This is a genomic window from Streptomyces sp. NPDC093544 (assembly GCF_040683495.1).
Classification (GTDB): domain Bacteria; phylum Actinomycetota; class Actinomycetes; order Streptomycetales; family Streptomycetaceae; genus Streptomyces.
Genome location: NZ_JBFBEA010000015.1, coordinates 83,982 through 102,330, shown reverse-complemented (window position 1 = coordinate 102,330; position 18,349 = coordinate 83,982). Strand labels below are relative to the sequence as shown.

The following is an 18,349-nucleotide window of genomic DNA, read 5'->3' as shown; positions in this document are numbered from 1 at the left end:
CCCGGGGGCCTTGGGTACGGGTGTCAGACCTGCGCCCGCTCCTCCACGACCTTCGCGATCTTGGCGATCGCCTCTTCGATCGGGATGCCGTTCTCCTGCGAGCCGTCGCGGTAGCGGAAGGAGACGGCGCCCGCCGCCATGTCCTCGTCGCCCGCGATGACCATGAAGGGCACCTTCTGCTTCTGCGCGTTGCGGATCTTCTTCTGCATGCGGTCGGAGGACGAGTCGACCTCGACGCGCAGGCCCTTCCGCTTCGCCTCGGCGGCGAACTTCTCCAGGTACTCGACGTGCGCGTCGCCGATCGGGATGCCGATCGCCTGTACGGGCGCCAGCCAGGCCGGGAACGCGCCCGCGTAGTGTTCCAGGAGCACCGCGAAGAAGCGCTCGATCGAGCCGAACAGGGCGCGGTGGATCATGACCGGCCGCTGCTTGGAGCCGTCAGGGCCGGTGTACTCCAGGTCGAAGCGCTCCGGCAGGTTGAAGTCGAGCTGCACGGTCGACATCTGCCAGGTGCGGCCGATGGCGTCCTTGGTCTGGACGGAGATCTTCGGGCCGTAGAAAGCGGCGCCGCCCGGGTCCGGGACCAGCGGGAGGCCCTGCTTCTCGGCCACCTTCCGCAGCGTCTCGGTGGCCTCCTCCCAGACCTCGTCGGAGCCGACGAACTTCTCGGGGTCCTTGGTCGACAGCTCCAGGTAGAAGTCGGTCAGGCCGTAGTCGCGCAGCAGGTTCAGGACGAAGGTGAGCGTCTTGTCGAGCTCGTCCGCCATCTGCTCCTTGGTGCAGTAGATGTGCGCGTCGTCCTGGGTGAAGCCGCGGGCACGGGTCAGGCCGTGTACGACGCCCGACTTCTCGTAGCGGTAGACCGTGCCGAACTCGAAGAGCCGCAGCGGCAGTTCACGATAGGAGCGGCCGCGCGCGTCGAAGATCAGGTTGTGCATCGGGCAGTTCATGGGCTTGAGGTAGTAGTCCACGCCCTCGTCGAGCTGCATGGGCGGGTACATGCCGTCGGCGTACCAGTCCAGGTGGCCCGAGGTCTCGAAGAGCTTCCCCTTGGTGGCGTGCGGGGTGTAGACGAACTCGTAGCCCTCCTCCTCGTGCCGACGGCGCGAGTAGTCCTCCATGACCCGGCGGATGACGCCGCCCTTGGGGTGGAAGACGGCGAGGCCGGAGCCGATCTGCTCGGGGATGGAGAACAGGTCAAGCTCGCTGCCCAGCTTGCGGTGGTCGCGCTTCTCGGCCTCGACGAGGAAGTCGAGGTGCGCCTTCAGCTCTTCCTTGGACGGCCACGCGGTGCCGTAGATGCGCTGGAGCATGGGGTTCTTCTCGCTGCCGCGCCAGTACGCGGCGGCGTTGCGCATCAGCTTGAACGCCGGGATGTAGCGGGTGGTGGGCAGGTGGGGACCGCGGCAGAGGTCCTTCCAGCACAGCTCACCGGTCTTGGCGTCGAGGTTGTCGTAGATGGTCAGCTCGCCGCCGCCGACCTCGACGTCCGCGCCGTCGTCGGTCGAGGCGGAGCCCTTGATACCGATCAGCTCGAGCTTGTACGGCTCGTTCGCCAGCTCCTCGCGCGCGTCCTCGTCGGTGACCACACGGCGGGAGAAGCGCTGGCCGCGCTTCTGGATCTCCTGCATCTTCTTCTCGATGGCCTTGAGGTCATCGGGGTGGAAGGGCTTCTCGACATCGAAGTCATAGTAGAAGCCGTCCTTGACCGGCGGGCCGATGCCCAGCTTGGCGTCGGGGAAGAGCTCCTGCACGGCCTGCGCCATGACGTGCGCGGTGGAGTGGCGCAGGATGTTGAGACCGTCCTCGGAGGAGATCTCGACGGGCTCGACCTCCTCGCCGTCCTGCACCACGTACGCGAGGTCCTTGAGCTCGCCGCCGACGCGGGCCGCGACGATGGTGCGCCGGCCGTCGAAGAGGTCGGCTGCCGTAGTGCCCGTCGTCACCACTCGCTCTTCCCGCTCGGAATCGCGTTGGATGATCACACGGACGTCTGACACCGGTCTCTCCTACCTGAAGGGCACGCGCGCATCTCGTATTGCGTACGTAATACGAGAGCGATCGTACCGAGCCGTGGGGCCCCGACGCGAAACGGATTACCGCCACCCCGTCTCAGTCCCCGCTGCACGCCTCCTCGAAGAAGTCCAGGTTCTCCTGGAGGGACTTCATCAGCCGGTCCCGCTCGGCCTCGTCGACCTGTACCGGCACGACCCCGGAGGCGTCCGTGAGCCGGCGGAAACCGCCCCGGCTCTCCAGCCGCCCGTGCACCCGCACCGGCAGCCCGACCAGATGGGCATGGCCCGCTATCCGGTACGCCTCCTCGTCGAGCGTCATCCGGACGTACGGGACCTCCGCTCCGGCGATGACCTTCAGCCGTACGCTGCCCTCGCCGCGCGGCCCGGACCTGCGCATCCGGACGACGGCGCCTGTGACGCGCACCGGAACGGACGGCTCCTCGCGCAGGAAGCGGGCCCCGGCCTCGCGCAGCACCGGCAGGTCGCCGGGCGAGAACTCGACGGGCTCGGTGGGGGCGGCGCAGCCCTCGGGGACGCCGGCCGCGGGCGCCCACTCCACGGCGATCCGTGCGCCCTCGGTGCCACGGACGAGGGCCACCAGGGCTTCGGTGAGCTCGCGGCTGACGCCGGCCTCGACGGCGGCGTCGAAGGCGTCCATACCGCCGGTGGCCCGCTGGTAGTCGATGGCCTCGCGGGCGGCGTACAGCGCTTGGTGCAGGCGTACGGCGAGGGGGCGCCCGGTGGCGACGGGCACGAAGGCGGTGAGCTGGCGTCCGCCGGGCTCGGCGCCGACCAGGACGCTCTCCAGGGAGGCGACGGCGGGCCTGCGGTGGCGGACGCCGTAGTAGCCGGCACGCGCGCGCGTGGCCAGTGCCCCGGCCAGCAGCATCTGGCGGGCGGCGGCGCGCAGTTGTTCCTCGACTGTCCAGGGCGTGGCGCCCACCGGTCCGGTCGGGACGTCACGCCACCAGCGGATCTCGTCGCTGGGCACGGCGAGCGCGACGAGGACGTCGCGTGCGGACGGGGACGAACTGCGGGAGAGCGCGAGGAGTGCCTCGCCGAGCAGGTCGTCGCTGTCGGGGAAGGCCCGGCTTTCCGGTACGAGCAGGCTCGTACCGCCGCCGCCGGGCCCGGGTGGGGTCCACCGGCCGTAGCGTCCGGGTGCCCCTCCGCGCCGCTGCCAGCCGTGCCGGTGCAGCAGCGCGCTGAGCACTGCGGGGTCGACCTTGTCGGGCTCGGGTGGTTCGTTCCACTGGGCTTCGACCGGATGCGGCCTTGCCGGCCGCAGTACTTCGTCGATCGGGCGGTGCGTCACGGTTTTCCTCCCGTCCCGATCCGCGTCATCATCTCGCAGAGCGCTCTGTCGTCGAAGATGCGCGCGGTCGGTATGCGGACGGTGGTCCTGCGCCGGCCGGTGACGGCGTGGCCGGCGAGGTTGATCCAGTAGCAGCAGTGCCGCAGGTCGAGGCGGTCGTGGCTGGCGCGCAGCCACTCGTCCCGCGATCTGGGCACGAGCATCACGACCAGTATTTTGTGCACCGAGACCGGGGTGCGGGCCAGCTTCTCCAGGTGGGCGTTGTCGAGTGTGAAGGAGAAGGCCGGGCCCGGCGGGTTCGGCGGTGTCTGGTACGTGCACTTGAGCTGCACCTTGATGGTGACTTCGTCGTCGACCGTGTGCCCGGGGGCGCTGTGGCTGACGTGCCAGTCGATGCCGTTGTCGGGAAACGGCTGGGACAGTGAACAGCCCGCGGCCGCCGCGACGGCGTGCAAGTAGCCCACCTGCAGCGTCTCCATGCAGGCGGTGGTAGCGAGTGAGCCTCTGTGGGGTGCTGTGCGCTGGGGCAGCAGCCCGCCCCGTTCGGGCTGCGCGAGTGCCATGAGTCCAACAGCCTTCCAAACCAGGTGTATCCCCGCGACGGGTCGCTGAACTGCGAAGACCCGTATCTCTGTTGTCTCCTCCCGGCGTACGGCGCAAACAGCCCGGGTATCACCAAACTGGCAGAAGACGGCGCGTCAGCTGCCTTGGGTGAACGAGGAGTTGTGTTCGTATGACGTGCTGGTACGAGGGCCCCTTGGCCGCGTTCGACACGGAGACCACGGGCGTGGACGTCGAGACCGACCGGATCGTGTCGGCCGCCGTCGTGGTCCAGGATGGCCCGGGCATCCGTCCCCGGGTGACCCGGTGGCTGGTGAACCCGGGAGTGCCGGTGCCCGCGGGGGCGACGGCGGTGCACGGCCTGACGGATGAGCATCTGCAGCGCAATGGCCGCTGGCCGTCGCCTGTGGTGGACGAGATAGCCAGGGAGCTGGCCGACCAGGCCGCGGCGGGCCGCCCGCTCGTGGTGATGAACGCTCCCTTCGATCTGACCCTGCTGGACCGGGAGTTGCGCCGGCATCGCGCCTCGTCGCTCGACCACTGGTTCGAGGCGAAGCCGCTGCGCGTGCTCGACCCCCGGGTCCTCGACAAGCACCTGGACCGCTATCGCAAGGGCCGACGCACGCTCACCGACCTCTGCGCGCACTACGGCGTGGAGTTGGAGGGCGCGCACGACGCGGCGGCCGACGCGCTGGCCTCGATGGAGGTCGTACGGGCGGTCGGGCGCCGTTTCCCGACCCGCCTGGAGCGACTCTCCCCGGCCGAACTGCACACACTCCAGGCCGTGTGGCACGCCGCGCAGGCACGCGGGTTGCAGGCGTGGTTCGCGCGGAGCGGCTCGGAGGAGGCGGTGGACCCGGCGTGGCCGCTACGCCCGGACCTGCAGGCGGCGGCCTGAAAAGCGGAAGCACACAGAAAAACCGGTCCGTCTGTGACGGACCGGCCTTCTCCGGGTGGGCGATACTGGGTTCGAACCAGTGACCTCTTCGGTGTGAACGAAGCGCTCTCCCACTGAGCTAATCGCCCGGGAACGCACCGAACAATACAGGTCTCGGCGGGTGTCGTTCAAACCGCTTCGTTCAAACCGCTTCCGGGTAGGCCCTGAGCTTCCAGGTATGCCCTGAGTCCGCGCCGCCCAGCGCGCATCATCAGCGCGTGATTGGCGCGGAAGACGGGCCGCCCGGGCACGGCGAGCCGCCGCAGCAGGGGCTTGTGCACCTCGGCCACCTGGTCGTACCGAGCCCGGGTGCCCGGCCCGTCGGCGGTGAGCGTCCAACGCGCCCAGCCGTCGATGTCACCGGACATCGAGATCTCCAGGACGCCGCCCTCCGGGTCTCGGCACACCTCACGCGCGGTGAACGTCATGTCGTACGGCAGGGTCGAGCGGATCCGGATGACACCGCTGTGGTCGTCGATGCGGGTCACCTCGCGCACCTGCGGCCACCAACGCGGATACTGCTCGGCCTGCTCCAGGGCGACGTACACCTCGGCGGGCGGCGCGGGCAGGTCCCACACGCTGTGGAAACGGTAATGGCTCCAGTCCATGTACGGAGTGTGCCCGCCCGGGAGATGAGTACCGCCTGAGTACGCGCGCTCATGCCGGGAAGCGTGACCGGGACCACACTCCTCGACATGACCCATATCCCGCCCCCGGCCGAGGAGTTGCGGTTCCTCGACACCGAGCTGCGGCAACTCGACGCCCGCCGGGCCCAGTTGCTGGCCCGCCGCGCGTGGCTGATCCACGCGCTGTATCCGGTACCCGCGCCCCGGCCCGCCACCGTACGCCGGCCGGAGACCACGACACCCAGCGTCCAGAACGTGCTCCTGATCCTCGGCGGCATCCTGCTGACCATCGCCGCAATCGCTTTCACCGTGGTCAGCTGGGGTCACCTGGGGATCGCCGGGCGGGCTCTGGTGCTGGGCGCGGTGACACTGGCCGCGCTCGGCGCACCCGCGCCGCTCCTCAAGCGGGGGCTGCGCTCGACCGCCGAGTCGGTGGCGGGACTGGGTCTCGCACTGACGGTCCTTGACGCCTACGCGCTGTACGAGGTGGCGCTCCCGGGGACGGACGGCCTCGGGTACGCGGCCGTGGCGTCGGCGGTGCTTGCCCTGACGTGGGCGGCGTACGGGCTGACCCTCGGTGCGCTGCACTCGTCGCCGGAGGCCGGCCCACTGCACCTGCCGCTGCCGCTCGCGACGGCGACGGCCCAGCTCCCGCTGCTCCTCGGGGCGGGCGCAGCCGACGCGGGCGCCCACACCGTCACGGCCGCGCTGCTGCTGACGGCCGCGTTCGACACGGCCCTCGCCCTCCGGTCACCCATGAAGTCCGTACGCGTCGTCGCCACCGTGGGCGCGTACGTCATGGGCGGCTGGGGCACCTTTGCCGCCGGCTGGCTGTCCTGGACGGCCTCCGGCCCGAGCGCCGTCGCCCGTGCGGCGGCGCTCCTCCTCTTCGCAGCGGCGATCGCCCTGACGGCGGCGTGGCACGCCCCGAAGCCGCGCGTCGGCACCGGCATCGCGCTGACCGGCGGCCTGATCTCGGTCGCCGGGGCCGGTGGCGTCCTGCGCTCGTCGCTGCCCGAAGCCTGGACGGTTCCCGCCTATCTGGTGTGCGGTGTCGCCCTGTTGGCGGTCATGCGCACCCGTCTGCCCGAGCCCGTACGGCACGGTCTCGCCTGGGCCTCGGCCGGTGTGCAGGCCGTCGCGGTGCTGTGGGCGCTGTCCACGGTCGCCGTCGCCCTCCTGGGCCCGGTCGACTGGGCCCAGCGGGTGTGGACCGGCTCGCCGGCGAACGCCCGCGACGCGGTGACGACCGACAATCTGCCCTGGCCCCCGAACGCGGCCACGGCACCTCTCGTCCTCGCGCTCGTAGCCGGCGTTCTGGCGGTGGCGGCCCGTGGCACGACCTGGCGCCCGCAGGCTCTGACGGGCGCACTGACGTCGGCCTGGGCGACGGCGCTCATCATCCCCGCGACTTTTGAACTCCCCTATGCGGCAGGTCTGTCGGCGCAGCTCCTGGTGACCGTGGCTCTCGTGGCGTGCTCCTTCGAGTCCCCGCGGCTCCCGACGCTCTCCGGGCCCGCACCTCTCGTCGCCCTCTGTCTCTCCCTCCTCACTTCTCTCAGCCTCGCCTTCCTCGCCCTTGCCTCCAGGCCGGCGACTCTGAGCGTGCTGGCCACGCTGACGGCCCTGTTCGCGGTCGCCGCCCGGCAACCGCGCCTCGGCCCGATCGCCGCACCGGCTTCGCTCAGCTACGCCACCGCCCTCACCTGCGCCGTCGGAGCAGCCCTCGGCTGGCAGCCGCAGCAGACCGCGCTGCTGGTCCTCGTGGTGCCCGTCGCCGCCATGCTGCTCGCCGCGCGCCTCGGGGCCTCCCCGACGACCGTGTCCATGGAGATCACCGGAGCCACGGCCGCGCTGCTCGCCGTCGGACTGACGGTCACCGATCCGCCGATGCTGGCCCTGGTCCTGGCCCTCTGCGGAGTGATCGCCGCGGGCACGACCGTACGAGAGGACCGGCGCTCTGTCGGTTACGCGGCCGCCGCGCTGTTCGTGCTGGCCACCTGGGTGCGCCTGGCGTCCTGGGACGTCGGATCGCCGGAGGCGTACACCCTTCCGGTGACCGTCCCGGCGCTGCTCGTCGGGGTGATCAGGCGCCGCAAGGACACCCGGCTCTCGTCGTGGACGGCGTACGGACCGGGCCTCTCCGTCACTCTCGTGCCGAGCCTCTTCGCGGCGTGGGGCGACGCGCACTGGCTGCGCCCGCTGCTGCTCGGCGCGGCCGCGCTCGCCGTCACCCTCGTGGGCGCCCGGCACCGACTCCAGGCGCCGCTCGTGCTGGGCGGCACGGTGCTCGCCTTGGACGCGCTGCACGAACTCGCCCCGTACATCGCACAGGTGGCCGGCGCACTCCCCCGTTGGGCGCCTCCCGCACTCGCCGGTCTGCTGCTGCTCACACTGGGGGCGACCTACGAGCGGCGGATCCGGGACGCGCGGCGGGTGCGGGAGGTGGTGGGGAGGATGCGCTGACAGGGCCTGTTCTGACGCAGCAACAGAGGGTGGCGAAATGCTCGTCCCAGGTCCAGCACTGTTCGGGCTTGTTGCCGGATTCCTCAAATGCCTTCTTATCGGTGACAAGTGACATGGTGTTGGATCTGACGGGTACTCGGAGATGTTTCCCTTTGGGGCTTGAAGCGGAGCAGCACACTTCTCTTGTCGTACTTCCGAAGAAATCCCACGGCGTTCTGGAATACGTCCGGCGGATTTCCATCCACCGCCCGGGACTGACACTTCCCCCAAAAGACGACATAGACCTGAAAGTCGGTCGCCGCCGCCCCCCTCCCGGAACCGCTCACAGTCGGGCTTCCCCACGGCATCGCTGTTCCACCGCCGCATGAATCGTTTCAGGTGAGCGCTTGCCGGCACAGGATGCGGAGGACTCCGAGGTGGGCGCGGTCGACCCGCCGAACGCGACGGGACGGCCAAGCGGTGGCCGCTTCAGGAATGTGGCCGAGAGACAGGTGTCGACAGCGCGATACGGGTTCGCCACGGCAGGTGCCGGGCACACGGAGTGTGGCAATCGGCACCCCGGCGGCGTGCTCACCGAGCACCGGCGCCTACAGGAGTGAGGGGCTCGCGTCCCTCCGCACATCACGGCCGACTCCAGCGCCCCCCACCCCCGGCCCGGCCTTGCCCCCGGAGGCACCACCGCCGGGACAGCACTCACTCAGGCAGAAACGACGAAGGCGACCCGGTCCACGTCGCACGTGGAGATGGGCCGCCTAACGCGGTGGTGGGCGATACTGGGATCGAACCAGTGACCTCTTCGGTGTGAACGAAGCGCTCTCCCGCTGAGCTAATCGCCCGGGCGCACGGAGAACATTACCCCATGTCAGAGGGTGGCTCCGACCGGCCGAGGGGTCACCAGAGGCCCCCCGAGCACACCGTCACTCCTTGATGTTCCAGGGCATCTCGAAGCCGAACTTCCAGACGTAGACGGCGCCGAGGGCCACGATGATCACGAGCCCGATCGTCGTGAGGATGATGTTGCGGCGCCGCACCTCGGGGTCGAGCGCGCGCTGCGTCGCCTCGGTCACTTTGCGTTTCGTCCAGCGGAGCACGAGCTGCGCCCAGACGAACTCGGTCGCCCAGATCGCCATGCCGCCGAAGATCACCAGCCAGCCGGGCCCCGGCAGCGGAAGCATGATCACACCCGCGCCGACCACCGCGAGCCCCACGATGAAAACGCCCACCTGCCAGCTCAGATGCAGCGCTCGACGTGCCTTGATGAAATGCGGTGCCCGTGAACCGAGCGCCCGCTCGGCCTTCGTCTCGTCATCAGCCATGGCGATCTCGCCCGACTCGTCACTCCCCGTATTCATACGGCCAAACCCTACCCGAGAGAAACCAGTCACCGGAATGGTCCTATCCGGCGAACGAGCTCTCGGCCGGATGAGTTACGTAAAGGCACGCAAAACACTCAGAGGGGTTTACAACGGCACCGTAGGTGGCATGTCGATTTCGCCGACGTGCGAATCCCCGAGCGCACACTGAGCGAAAGGCCCTGGCGCTTATGAACACCACGGTCAGCTGCGAGCTGCACCTGCGCCTCGTTGTGTCGAGCGAGTCCTCACTGCCTGTTCCCGCAGGACTGCGGTATGACACGGCCGATCCCTACGCCGTGCACGCCACCTTCCACACCGGAGCCGAGGAAACCGTCGAGTGGGTGTTCGCCCGCGACCTCCTCGCCGAGGGCCTGCACAGGCCCACCGGTACCGGCGACGTCCGAGTCTGGCCGTCCCGGAGCCATGGCCAGGGCGTCGTATGCATCGCCCTGAGCTCCCCAGAGGGCGAAGCCCTGCTCGAGGCCCCCGCGAGGGCCCTGGAGTCGTTCCTGAAGCGAACGGACGCCGCCGTGCCCCCCGGCACGGAACACCGGCACTTCGATCTCGACACCGAGCTCTCACACATCCTGGCCGAGAGCTGACGAGATACCTCAGAGCCGCCCGGCGCCGTCCACTCGGGGAGACGGCTCGGGCCTGGACAACCGAATAGGGAACACACCGGCGCCGTCGCCGCGGATCTCCGCGGGGGCGGCGCCTGTGCGCGTTGCCCGGCAAGCCGCCGGGGACCGCGCCGGCCAACCCCGGCTGCCCCTGGCACAGCCCCGGCCGGACAGGCACCCCTCCCCCGCGCCGTGAAGCCACTACCATCGGCCAGCATCGGGCGGGCGCCGGCCCGACCCCCAGGCCAGGGAGCGAAACGTGCTGATCACCCACGACACCCGGTGTGCCCTCGACGCCGTGGTGGATCTGGTGAACACCGCGCCGGAGGACCACGCGACCGACGACGGCCTCGCGAATGTCGCGGCCCTCGCCGATTTCGTAGGAAAGCACGAGATCAGCGATGTCGGCGTGCTGTCGGAGTACGACCTCGCGGCCGTGCACAGGATCCGCGACCGGTTCTCCCGGATCTTCGCCTCCGCCGATCCGCGGTTCGCCGCCGGCCTCATCAACGAGCTGATCGCCGCCGCGGGCACCACGCCCCGGCTCACCGACCACGACGGCTACGACTGGCACGTGCACTACTTCGCGCCGGGCGCCTCGATCGCCGACCACCTCGCGGCCGACTGCGGGATGGCGCTGGCCTTCTTCGTGGTGGCGGGGGAGCAGGAGAGACTCCGGCGCTGCGAGGCCCCGGACTGCAGGCGCGCCTTCGTCGACCTGTCCCGCAACCGCTCCCGCCGTTACTGCGACAGCCGCACCTGCGGAAACCGCCTCCACGTGGCCGCGTACCGCGCACGCCGCAAGGAGGCGGCGGGCTGACGGGCGCGCCGCTCCAGTCTCAGCGCAAGGAAACAGGCGTATCCCCGCGGGCTCGGACCCGAGATGCGGCGGGTTGACGGAGCCCTCGGCGGGTGACGCCAGGGGCTCCGTGTACGGCTCAGAGCAGCAGCAGGTCGTGCAGCGAAGCCATGAGCAGGAGACAGCCGATCACCGCAAGGAAGATCATCAGCGGTGGCTGGGAGAGCGCGAAGAGACAACCACGCCGCTCCTCGGGCGGGGCGGCGGTGTCGCTCTGTGTTGTGTCCAGCATCTCGCGGGCGATGATGACGCAGGGAGCACCCCCTACGCGATCAACACGCCCGGAAAATACGGGAGTTCGCCGGATCACGTGATGACGACGCTCGAACGTGACCGGTTACGCGCACTGCGTGAGGCCTCTGTGTCGTTTCAGTCGGTCATAGCCCGGTCATATGCCGTGTTTCTTCAGGATGGCCTCGATGTCGGTGAAGTCGTCCCCGGAACCGGTGGCGCGAGGTGTCGCCGCGGGCCGGGCAGCGGGGCGCGCGGCTGGGCCCAGCGAGGGCGCCGAGGCCGCGGGGGCCACCGCCTCGCGCTGGGCGGCCCGTGCCGCCTTGCGTTCCTTGCGGGTCCCGCCGCCGCGCCGCTCCACGGCGCGTGTGGTCATGAACAGCAGCCAGGCGCCGCCGAGCACGACGAAGCCCGCCCACGCGGTCGGGCTGAACGCCGTGTCGGCGATCCAGCCGACGACCCCGGTCATCACCAGGCCGACAGGCACGAGTGAGTAGGCGGCAATGCGCGTGGCCGCGAGGAAACGCTTGCGGTAGGCGGTGACCGCGGCAATACCCAGGCCTGCCGCGGAGACGGCGGAACAGACGGTCTCGGCAATCATCCGGTCCTCCAGGCAGGGGCTCGGTCGGGCGAAGTCGGTTCGTCCCCATCCATCCTGCACCGTGCGGCGCCCGATATGCCATGCCCTGGGCGGACCTCAGGGAGATCTCGGGGTCGGCGTCCTCCCCAGGTCCCGGTCGGAGTGCGCAGGCGGCGGCCCTCATCGGTCCCGGTTGGGGTGCCCGCGCCGGGGCTGGAAGACTGGTGTCCATGAACGACTCCTCATCCGCACGTCCGGCCGCCGTTCTCGACGTCTGGTGCGAACTGCAGTGCCCCGACTGCCGCAGCGCCCTCGACGACCTGCGCGCACTGCGCGCCCGCTACGGCGACCGTCTGGAGCTGCGGCTGCGGCACTTCCCGCTGGAGAAGCACAAGCACGCGTTCGCCGCGGCGCAGGCCGCCGAGGAGGCCACAGAGCAGGGGCAGGCGTGGCCGTACATCGAGGCCGTGCTCGGCCGTGTCGAGGAACTGAACCGTCAGGGCGAACCCTTCCTGGTCGAGGTGGCCCGTGAACTCGGCCTGGACGCCGAGGAGTTCGACACCGCCCTGATCGACGGCCGGCACATCCTGATCGTCGACGCCGACCAGGCCGAGGGCAAGGCCATCGGCGTGACCGGCACCCCGACGTACGTCATCGGCGGCGAACGCCTCGACGGCGGCAAGAGCCAGGAAGGCCTGCGCGAACGCATCGAGGAGATCACCGACCGACTGCTGGCCGAGCAGGAGGCATAACTCCTGCGGCAGTCTCCTGCTGCCTGGTGCCCGCTGCCTGGTGCCTGCTGCCTGGTGCCTGCTGCTACAACAGGTTCATGTTGCCTGCTGCTACAACAGGCTCTTGTAGAGGTGGTGCATCGTCGTCTCGTAGCCGAGCGACTCGTAGAGCCGTTCGGCCGGGGTGTTGCCCGCGAAGACATTGAGGGCGATGCGGGGCCTCCCGGCGATCACCGCCTGGGCCTCGGCCAGCAGCATGAGCGTACGACCGTGCCCTTTGCCGCGATGTGCCTCGCGGACCTCGACGTTGTAGATGAAGGCGCTTCCTTCGCGCTCGCCCAGCCACAGGTCGCCGACCAGGTTGTCTTCGTGTTCCAGGACGCTGACCAGCATGTTCTCGGTGGCGAGCCCCTGCGGCAGCAACTGATCGTGACTCTGGTGCGACTGGGCGTACGCCTCCGCCTCCGGCACACCACGGGCGATCCAGTCCTGTGCGTAGCCCTCCCTGCCCTCCCGGTCCCAGGGCCCGTACTCGGCCTGCGTCATGGGGCGGGCACGGCTGCCCGCGGGCAGTTCGGGCGGGGTCCCACCGAGCGCCTTCTCCATCCAGCGGTTGAGGGTGACGTACCCGAGCGCCTTGGTGAGCCGGAGTCCGGCCTCGGCGCCGGAGGGGACCGACGTCTGGATCCGCTCGCAGCCCCAGCCGCGCGCCACCTCCTCCGCGGCGAGCGCGGCCACCGTGCCCCGGCCGCGTCCACGGTCCGGCTCCTCGATACGGAGCTCGCGGATCTGGGCGACGGCCGACCCGAAGACGGGGTGCGTCGCGAGATGTATGGCGCCCACGGGGCGACTGTTCACACACACTTGGTAGCGACGCGAACGCGTCCCGTCGGCGGCGTGCTGGAGCGGCTCGGTCGGCCGCAGGGTGGTGGTCATCATGGGTGTTCTACCCGCCCTGCGGCCTGCCGTCATCCAGGTTTCCGCGACGTGGAGGTCCTACGGATGCCCTACAAGGGTCCTACGGGTCGAGATCGTTCCCGGCCCGCTCGTCGAAGATCCGCATCGCCTTGGCGGTCACCGGGCCCGGCGCGCCCGGGAGTTCGCGGGTGTCGACCCGCTGAACGGCCTGCACATCCCGGAGCGTGGAGGTCAGGAAGATCTCCTCGGCGGATTCCAGGACGTCCAGCGGCAGGTCGGTCTCCTTGGCGCCCGTCCACTCGACGGTGAGCGCGCGCGTGATGCCGGCGAGGCAACCGGAGGCGACCGGCGGGGTGTGGATCTCGCCGTCGAGGACGACGAAGACGTTCGACCCCGTGCCCTCGCACAACTGGCCCACCGTGTTGGCGAACAGCGCCTCGGACGCGCCCTGTTCGCGCGCGCGGGCCAGGGCGACGACGTTCTCGGCGTACGAGGTGGTCTTGAGGCCGGTCAGGGCGCCACGCTCGTTGCGGGTCCAGGGGACGGTGATCGCGGCTGTGGAGTCGGGTCGCCTGCCGGACTCGCCGAGGGCGACGACCAGGGTCGGGCCATGCTCGCCGCGGTCGGAACCGAGCGGGCCGTGGCCGCCGGTGTACGTGATCCGCAGCCGGCCGAGCGGCATCGGATTGGCGTCCAGGACGGCGGCGCAGGCGCGGCGCACCTCGTCGAGGTCGGGCTCGGGCAGGCCGAGGCCGCGCGCCGAGCGGGCCAGCCGGTCGAGGTGACGGGTCAGCGCGAACGGCCGTCCTTCGAGCGCCTTCACGGTCTCGAAGATGCCGTCGCCCACGGTCAGTCCGTGGTCGAAAACGGAGACGCGGGCGGCCTCGATGTCCTGCAGCCCGCCGTCGAGCCAGAGCTTCACTGAATTCCACCTCGCTGGAAAGTGCCGGGTCCGTCGTTCGACGTGATGGTCCGGCCGGGGGTCCGGCGCGCGGCGGAGCCGCTGTCCGGTGCGGCGTCCCCCGGGTGGACACAGCACGTCAGGGTCCCCCACCTGCCTCGTACTCCCCCGACGCTACCGCGAGGAGCCTGGCTGCCTTCAGCTCGGTCTCCCGCCACTCCCCCTCCGGGTCGGATCCCCAGGTGATGCCCGCACCCGTGCCGAACCGCAGAACCCCTTGCTCCCGGTCGATCCAGAAGGTACGGATGCCGACCGCGAGCTCCGCGGTGCCACGGTCGGCGTCGACCCAGCCGATGCCTCCGCAGTAGGGGCCGCGCGGCGCGGTCTCCAGGGCGTCGATGATGCGCAGGGCGCTGGACTTGGGGGCGCCGGTCACGGAACCGGGCGGGAAGGCGGCGGAGAGGAGCTCCGGCCAGCCCGCGTCCTCACGCAGTTCGCCGTGGACGGTGGAGACGAGGTGGACCAGACCCGGGTGTTTCTCGACGACGCACAGGTCGGGCACGGTCACGCTGCCGGTGGCGCAGACCTTGCCGATGTCGTTGCGGACCAGGTCCACGATCATCACGTTCTCGGCGTAGTCCTTCTCCAGGAGGTCCCCTTCGGTGCGTCCGGTGCCCTTGATCGGGCCCGATTCGACGATCCGGCCCGCGCGGCGCAGGAAGAGTTCGGGGGACGCGGTGGCTATCTCGACGCCGTGGCCGGGCAGCCGGATCGTTCCGGCGTACGGCGCCGGGTTGCCGCGCGCGAGCAGGGCGGTGAGCGCGTCCACGTCGGCGTCGGGGGCGACGGGCGCGGACAGTACGCGGCAGAGGTTCGCCTGATAGACCTCGCCTGCTGCTATGTGCGCGCGAATACGGCGTACGCCTTCGATGTACGCGGCGCGGTCGAGCGACGACTTCCAGTCACCGGTCGCGGGCCCCCGCCACTGCCCGGGCACCGGCGCCGGCACGGGCTCGTCCCGTACGTCCCGGAAACGGGCGCAGACGAGCCGTCCCTCGAAGTCGGCGGACACGGCCCAGAAGCCGGTGGAGTCCAGCGCCGATGGGTCGCTGGTCACATCGGCGAGACCGGTCGCGACGAGGCCACCGAAGCGGGCGAGAGGAGGGAGGTCGAGCACACGGTCGAGTCTAGGGCGGGTGACCTGCGGGTGGCCCGGCCCTGTCCCGTGGAGCGGACGTACCGCAGCACGCTGCACAAACGCGTTTTTGTGCTGGCCCCGGAATCCGCTAGAGTTCAACACGTCGCCGTGACGCGCAAGCCGAGCGGAAACGACAAGCGGACGTAGCTCAGTTGGTAGAGCGCAACCTTGCCAAGGTTGAGGTCGCCAGTTCGAACCTGGTCGTCCGCTCGCAGGACGTGGGGGCTCTTCCCGAACCCCCGCACTCCTGGTGGAGTGGCCGAGAGGCGAGGCAACGGCCTGCAAAGCCGTCTACACGGGTTCAAATCCCGTCTCCACCTCCAAGGACGATTAGCTCAGCGGGAGAGCGCTTCCCTGACACGGAAGAGGTCACTGGTTCAATCCCAGTATCGTCCACTGGTCCGCAAGGACTCGGTCCGTAAGGATCCCCGCGCGATTAGCTCAGCGGGAGAGCGCTTCCCTGACACGGAAGAGGTCACTGGTTCAATCCCAGTATCGCGCACGCAGCACAGCAGTAAGCGTGGTTCAGGCCGCGTGACCTGCGCGATTAGCTCAGCGGGAGAGCGCTTCCCTGACACGGAAGAGGTCACTGGTTCAATCCCAGTATCGCGCACCGCCCGAAGCCCCCGGCCGTCTCGTACGGTCGGGGGCTTCGTCGTGTCAGGACCCAAGGGGTCCCGGGAGTCTCAGGACGAGAACAGCATGCGGCCGAAGCTCTTCTGGCGGTGGCCGCCGTAGTGACCGCCGTGGCCTCCGTGACCGCCGTGCTGCGGGGCGCCCCAGGCCGGCGCGGGCGCGCCCTGGTACGGGCCGGCCTGGGGCGGCGGCGCGGGCTGCGACCACTGGGACTCCATGCGGGTCAGCGACTCCAGCTCGCCGTAGTCGAGAAATATCCCGCGGCAACCGCTGCACTGCTCGATCTGGATGCCGTTGCGGTTGTACGTGTGCATCGGCGCATGGCACTTCGGACACTGCATGCTCGGCTCAACTCCTCGCCGTCGGTACTGCTTCCGCCAGGACAGACACTGCCCGGCTTCGGTCGGTTGCACCCTACTTCGCGAAATCGTGCACCAACTCGGGCGGGGCGCCGCTCATTCGGTCACAGGCGTCGATCACGGCCTGCTCCACCTCGTCCAACGGGCGGGCCTCCGCAGCGGACTTGGCGATCGCCAGCGCCGCCGTCTGCACGGTGAGAGCGCGGGCCGCGACGTCCAGCGCGGGCCAGGGGTCTCCGTGGGCGGGTACGGCCGGGCCGCCCGCGTGCCGGTAGGCGATCAGGAAGCGGGTCCACTCCTCCGGCGGGAGCAGGCCGCAGGCGTACCAGGCGGCCGGGCGGGCCAGGTCCCAGGCCGGGACGCCCACGCCGAGGTCGTCCACGTCGATGAGAAGCCATGGGCCCGTCGCAGCAGGGTGGCGTACGAGCTGTCCGAGGTGGAGGTCCCCGTGACAGAGGGTCGACGCGTCCGGCATGGAGGCTTCCGCGCGGGCCCAGGCCGGGAGGGCCGACCAGGCGCGCAGAACCGGGGTGGCCGCCGGGTGCGGGCCCACCGCCCTGAGCCGGGCGATCGCGCGGGCCGCCTTCGCGGGGCCGCGCATGGGCGGCAGTCCGTCCGGCGCGGGTGCCTGGTGCAGGCGGGCCAGCAGCGTGGCGGCGTCCTCCCACGGGGCCGCCTCTGGGTTCTCCGGGTCCACGGGGGTGCCGTACGGCCAGAAGGTCACCAGCCGGCCGTGGAGGTCGACGGGCGTCGGGCGCAGCGGCGCGAGGAGGGTGTCAGTGAGGGCGGGGTGCGCGGCGACCGCCAGGCGGCTGGCTAGCTCCCCCGGGTCCGTGCCGGGTGCGTGCGCCTTGGCGACGGTGTCACCGTGACGGACGACGGTCCCGTCCTGCCGGTCGGCGAGCACGGTGTCGGGGTGCGCGCAGACACACCCTGCGTGGGCCGCGCCCCGCGCCTTGACTGCCAACGCGGTCAGCACGTCTACGGTCACGACTCCCCCTGAAGTACGACGGCTCCCTGTGAGCGTACGCAGGCACCGAAGGGCCCTGAACCGCAACCATCAATTGAGGAACCACGACGGCGATCAATTTGGTCCGCGAGAGCGGTGCCGGTTTAGGCACAAGACGCGGCAATGCCCGCGCAGCTCCCCAGCTGCGCGGGCATTTTTTGCCGTCCGCCGCACCCCCGTCCCCACGGGGTTTCATGGCCGGATGTCCCCGCCCGGACCGCTCTTCCGGGCCTGGGGCGCCGCTCAGCGCCCCAGCATCACGCCCACGGACGACGCTTGTGTGACCACTGCTTCCCAGCCGCCGAAGACGACTACGAGCAGGGCCGCCAGGGGGAGGACCATCGCTGTCGCCACCAATGGGTGGCGCTGACCCTGGCGGCGGGTGCCGAACGCGGCGGCGTATGCCTTGCGTCCCTGCGTGCGAATCACTGTCCGCGATGCCGTGTGGGCCATGGTCCTCTCCTGACCGAGCTTCTGTTGTGGTTGGCAGCGGCGAGTGTCTGACCTCGGGGGACGAGTGCTGCACCCGCCGCTTGACAACAAATCTAGGCGTTCGGCGCCGGTGGGTCGTCATGCCCTCGTACCGATTGGCGGGCCTCCCGGAGGATGACCGATGACCTGCGGAGTACTCCCCTGGGTGGAGACCAGGTCCTGCGCCTCAGGGTCTTCCCGGAGGGGTGTCCGCTCTGCCCCGGCTATCCCGACTGTTCCGAGCTGTCCTCCCTGGGGACCGGCTGCTCCACCAGCGCCAGCACCCGGGTCGCCATGAAGCGGGCGGTACGCACCACTGATCCGCTTCGGGTGACTTCGCTCACTTCCACGACACCTCGACGGACCGCGGTCTCCACCCTGCGACCTGCCCTGCTGGCCACCACCTCGTACGTACGCGTCGTGTCCCCGGCGTCCACGACTATCTCCACTCGGTCACCCTTCACGGGTTCAATCCCCCTTCTGCGACGGATGGTTGGGGTCACAGCCAGCCCAAAGCCGTACTGTTCACACGCTCCCTGACCACCTTTCAAGTTTCCCACC

The 18,349-nt window shown here is 70.2% G+C and carries 19 protein-coding genes, 7 tRNA genes and 1 pseudogene; 10 read left to right on the top strand and 17 right to left on the bottom strand.

The window, feature by feature from the left end:
- Window positions 1–23: 23 nt before the first annotated feature.
- The 3 genes from thrS to AB0N66_RS23430 all read right to left on the bottom strand — a co-directional run bounded on the left by thrS (window position 24) and on the right by AB0N66_RS23430 (window position 3,893).
- Window positions 24–2,000 (bottom strand): threonine--tRNA ligase, encoded by a 1,977-nt coding sequence (gene thrS, locus AB0N66_RS23440; RefSeq protein WP_365438368.1) that lies wholly within the window; start codon window positions 1,998–2,000, stop codon window positions 24–26.
- Between the two features lie 112 nt (window positions 2,001–2,112).
- Window positions 2,113–3,330 carry a hypothetical protein gene (locus AB0N66_RS23435; RefSeq protein ID WP_365438365.1) on the bottom strand — a complete coding sequence of 406 codons (1,218 nt, stop codon included), beginning with the start codon at window positions 3,328–3,330 and terminating at the stop codon, window positions 2,113–2,115.
- Window positions 3,327–3,893, bottom strand: a complete 567-nt coding sequence (locus AB0N66_RS23430) for a DUF4365 domain-containing protein (RefSeq protein WP_365438362.1) — start codon at window positions 3,891–3,893, stop codon at window positions 3,327–3,329. Before AB0N66_RS23430 ends, AB0N66_RS23435 begins: the two co-directional genes overlap by 4 nt.
- Window positions 3,894–4,063: 170 nt before the next feature.
- On the opposite strand from AB0N66_RS23430, the gene AB0N66_RS23425 reads away from it, so the two are divergent.
- Window positions 4,064–4,789: a 3'-5' exonuclease gene (locus tag AB0N66_RS23425; RefSeq protein WP_365438359.1), complete on the top strand. Its 726-nt coding sequence runs from the start codon at window positions 4,064–4,066 to the stop codon at window positions 4,787–4,789.
- A gap of 56 nt (window positions 4,790–4,845) precedes the next feature.
- Here the strand turns inward: AB0N66_RS23425 and AB0N66_RS23420 are convergent.
- Both AB0N66_RS23420 and AB0N66_RS23415 read right to left on the bottom strand, forming a co-directional pair.
- A tRNA-Val gene (locus tag AB0N66_RS23420) sits at window positions 4,846–4,917 on the bottom strand.
- Between the two features lie 39 nt (window positions 4,918–4,956).
- On the bottom strand, window positions 4,957–5,436 hold the full coding sequence (locus tag AB0N66_RS23415) for an SRPBCC family protein (RefSeq protein WP_365438356.1): 480 nt from the start codon (window positions 5,434–5,436) through the stop codon (window positions 4,957–4,959).
- A gap of 87 nt (window positions 5,437–5,523) precedes the next feature.
- Between AB0N66_RS23415 and AB0N66_RS23410 the strand changes: the two genes are divergently transcribed.
- Window positions 5,524–7,920: a hypothetical protein gene (locus AB0N66_RS23410; protein WP_365438353.1), complete on the top strand. Its 2,397-nt coding sequence runs from the start codon at window positions 5,524–5,526 to the stop codon at window positions 7,918–7,920.
- A gap of 40 nt (window positions 7,921–7,960) precedes the next feature.
- Here AB0N66_RS23410 and AB0N66_RS23405 read toward each other — a convergent pair.
- The 3 genes and pseudogenes from AB0N66_RS23405 to AB0N66_RS23395 all read right to left on the bottom strand — a co-directional run.
- Window positions 7,961–8,267 (bottom strand): annotated as a pseudogene (locus AB0N66_RS23405) (hypothetical protein); the annotation flags it as partial.
- A gap of 414 nt (window positions 8,268–8,681) precedes the next feature.
- Window positions 8,682–8,756 (bottom strand) — tRNA-Val (locus AB0N66_RS23400).
- A gap of 81 nt (window positions 8,757–8,837) precedes the next feature.
- Complete coding sequence (locus AB0N66_RS23395) at window positions 8,838–9,272, bottom strand: TIGR02611 family protein (RefSeq protein ID WP_365438350.1); 435 nt, start codon at window positions 9,270–9,272, stop codon at window positions 8,838–8,840.
- Window positions 9,273–9,463: 191 nt separating this feature from the next.
- Between AB0N66_RS23395 and AB0N66_RS23390 the strand changes: the two genes are divergently transcribed.
- Window positions 9,464–9,877: an SsgA family sporulation/cell division regulator gene (locus AB0N66_RS23390; RefSeq protein ID WP_003959770.1), complete on the top strand. Its 414-nt coding sequence runs from the start codon at window positions 9,464–9,466 to the stop codon at window positions 9,875–9,877.
- Window positions 9,878–10,154: 277 nt separating this feature from the next.
- Entirely contained in the window at window positions 10,155–10,715 is a 561-nt protein-coding gene (locus tag AB0N66_RS23385; protein ID WP_365438347.1) for a CGNR zinc finger domain-containing protein, read from the top strand.
- A gap of 118 nt (window positions 10,716–10,833) precedes the next feature.
- Here AB0N66_RS23385 and AB0N66_RS23380 read toward each other — a convergent pair whose 3' ends face one another.
- Both AB0N66_RS23380 and AB0N66_RS23375 read right to left on the bottom strand, forming a co-directional pair.
- On the bottom strand, window positions 10,834–10,986 hold the full coding sequence (locus AB0N66_RS23380; RefSeq protein WP_010988207.1) for a hypothetical protein: 153 nt from the start codon (window positions 10,984–10,986) through the stop codon (window positions 10,834–10,836).
- Window positions 10,987–11,142: 156 nt separating this feature from the next.
- Entirely contained in the window at window positions 11,143–11,586 is a 444-nt protein-coding gene (locus tag AB0N66_RS23375) for a hypothetical protein (RefSeq protein WP_365438344.1), read from the bottom strand.
- 209 nt (window positions 11,587–11,795) lie between these two features.
- On the opposite strand from AB0N66_RS23375, the gene AB0N66_RS23370 reads away from it, so the two are divergent.
- Complete coding sequence (locus AB0N66_RS23370) at window positions 11,796–12,317, top strand: DsbA family protein (protein ID WP_365438341.1); 522 nt, start codon at window positions 11,796–11,798, stop codon at window positions 12,315–12,317.
- 90 nt (window positions 12,318–12,407) lie between these two features.
- Here AB0N66_RS23370 and AB0N66_RS23365 read toward each other — a convergent pair whose 3' ends face one another.
- From AB0N66_RS23365 to AB0N66_RS23355, 3 genes are all read right to left on the bottom strand, one after another.
- Complete coding sequence (locus AB0N66_RS23365; RefSeq protein ID WP_365438639.1) at window positions 12,408–13,232, bottom strand: GNAT family N-acetyltransferase; 825 nt, start codon at window positions 13,230–13,232, stop codon at window positions 12,408–12,410.
- Between the two features lie 82 nt (window positions 13,233–13,314).
- Window positions 13,315–14,136: an aminodeoxychorismate lyase gene (locus tag AB0N66_RS23360; RefSeq protein ID WP_365438338.1), complete on the bottom strand. Its 822-nt coding sequence runs from the start codon at window positions 14,134–14,136 to the stop codon at window positions 13,315–13,317.
- A 118-nt stretch (window positions 14,137–14,254) separates the two neighbouring features.
- On the bottom strand, window positions 14,255–15,292 hold the full coding sequence (locus AB0N66_RS23355; RefSeq protein ID WP_365438335.1) for a chorismate-binding protein: 1,038 nt from the start codon (window positions 15,290–15,292) through the stop codon (window positions 14,255–14,257).
- Window positions 15,293–15,450: 158 nt separating this feature from the next.
- On the opposite strand from AB0N66_RS23355, the gene AB0N66_RS23350 reads away from it, so the two are divergent.
- The 5 genes from AB0N66_RS23350 (at window position 15,451) to AB0N66_RS23330 (ending at window position 15,926) form a co-directional block, all read left to right on the top strand.
- Window positions 15,451–15,523, top strand: a tRNA-Gly gene (locus AB0N66_RS23350).
- Window positions 15,524–15,562: 39 nt separating this feature from the next.
- Window positions 15,563–15,636, top strand: a tRNA-Cys gene (locus tag AB0N66_RS23345).
- A gap of 1 nt (window position 15,637) precedes the next feature.
- Window positions 15,638–15,709 (top strand) — tRNA-Val (locus AB0N66_RS23340).
- Between the two features lie 34 nt (window positions 15,710–15,743).
- Window positions 15,744–15,815: transfer RNA gene (locus AB0N66_RS23335), tRNA-Val, on the top strand.
- 39 nt (window positions 15,816–15,854) lie between these two features.
- Window positions 15,855–15,926: transfer RNA gene (locus tag AB0N66_RS23330), tRNA-Val, on the top strand.
- Window positions 15,927–15,999: 73 nt separating this feature from the next.
- On the opposite strand, the gene AB0N66_RS23325 is transcribed toward AB0N66_RS23330, so the two are convergent.
- The 4 genes from AB0N66_RS23325 to AB0N66_RS23310 all read right to left on the bottom strand — a co-directional run bounded on the left by AB0N66_RS23325 (window position 16,000) and on the right by AB0N66_RS23310 (window position 18,252).
- Window positions 16,000–16,290, bottom strand: coding sequence for a zf-TFIIB domain-containing protein (locus AB0N66_RS23325; RefSeq protein WP_365438332.1), 291 nt, complete (start codon window positions 16,288–16,290; stop codon window positions 16,000–16,002).
- A 73-nt stretch (window positions 16,291–16,363) separates the two neighbouring features.
- Window positions 16,364–17,299, bottom strand: coding sequence for an aminoglycoside phosphotransferase family protein (locus AB0N66_RS23320; protein ID WP_365438329.1), 936 nt, complete (start codon window positions 17,297–17,299; stop codon window positions 16,364–16,366).
- Window positions 17,300–17,560: 261 nt separating this feature from the next.
- A complete protein-coding gene (locus tag AB0N66_RS23315; protein WP_365438326.1) occupies window positions 17,561–17,770 on the bottom strand; it encodes a hypothetical protein in 210 nt (69 codons plus the stop codon).
- A gap of 242 nt (window positions 17,771–18,012) precedes the next feature.
- Window positions 18,013–18,252 (bottom strand): hypothetical protein, encoded by a 240-nt coding sequence (locus AB0N66_RS23310; protein ID WP_266824867.1) that lies wholly within the window; start codon window positions 18,250–18,252, stop codon window positions 18,013–18,015.
- Window positions 18,253–18,349: the final 97 nt, after the last annotated feature.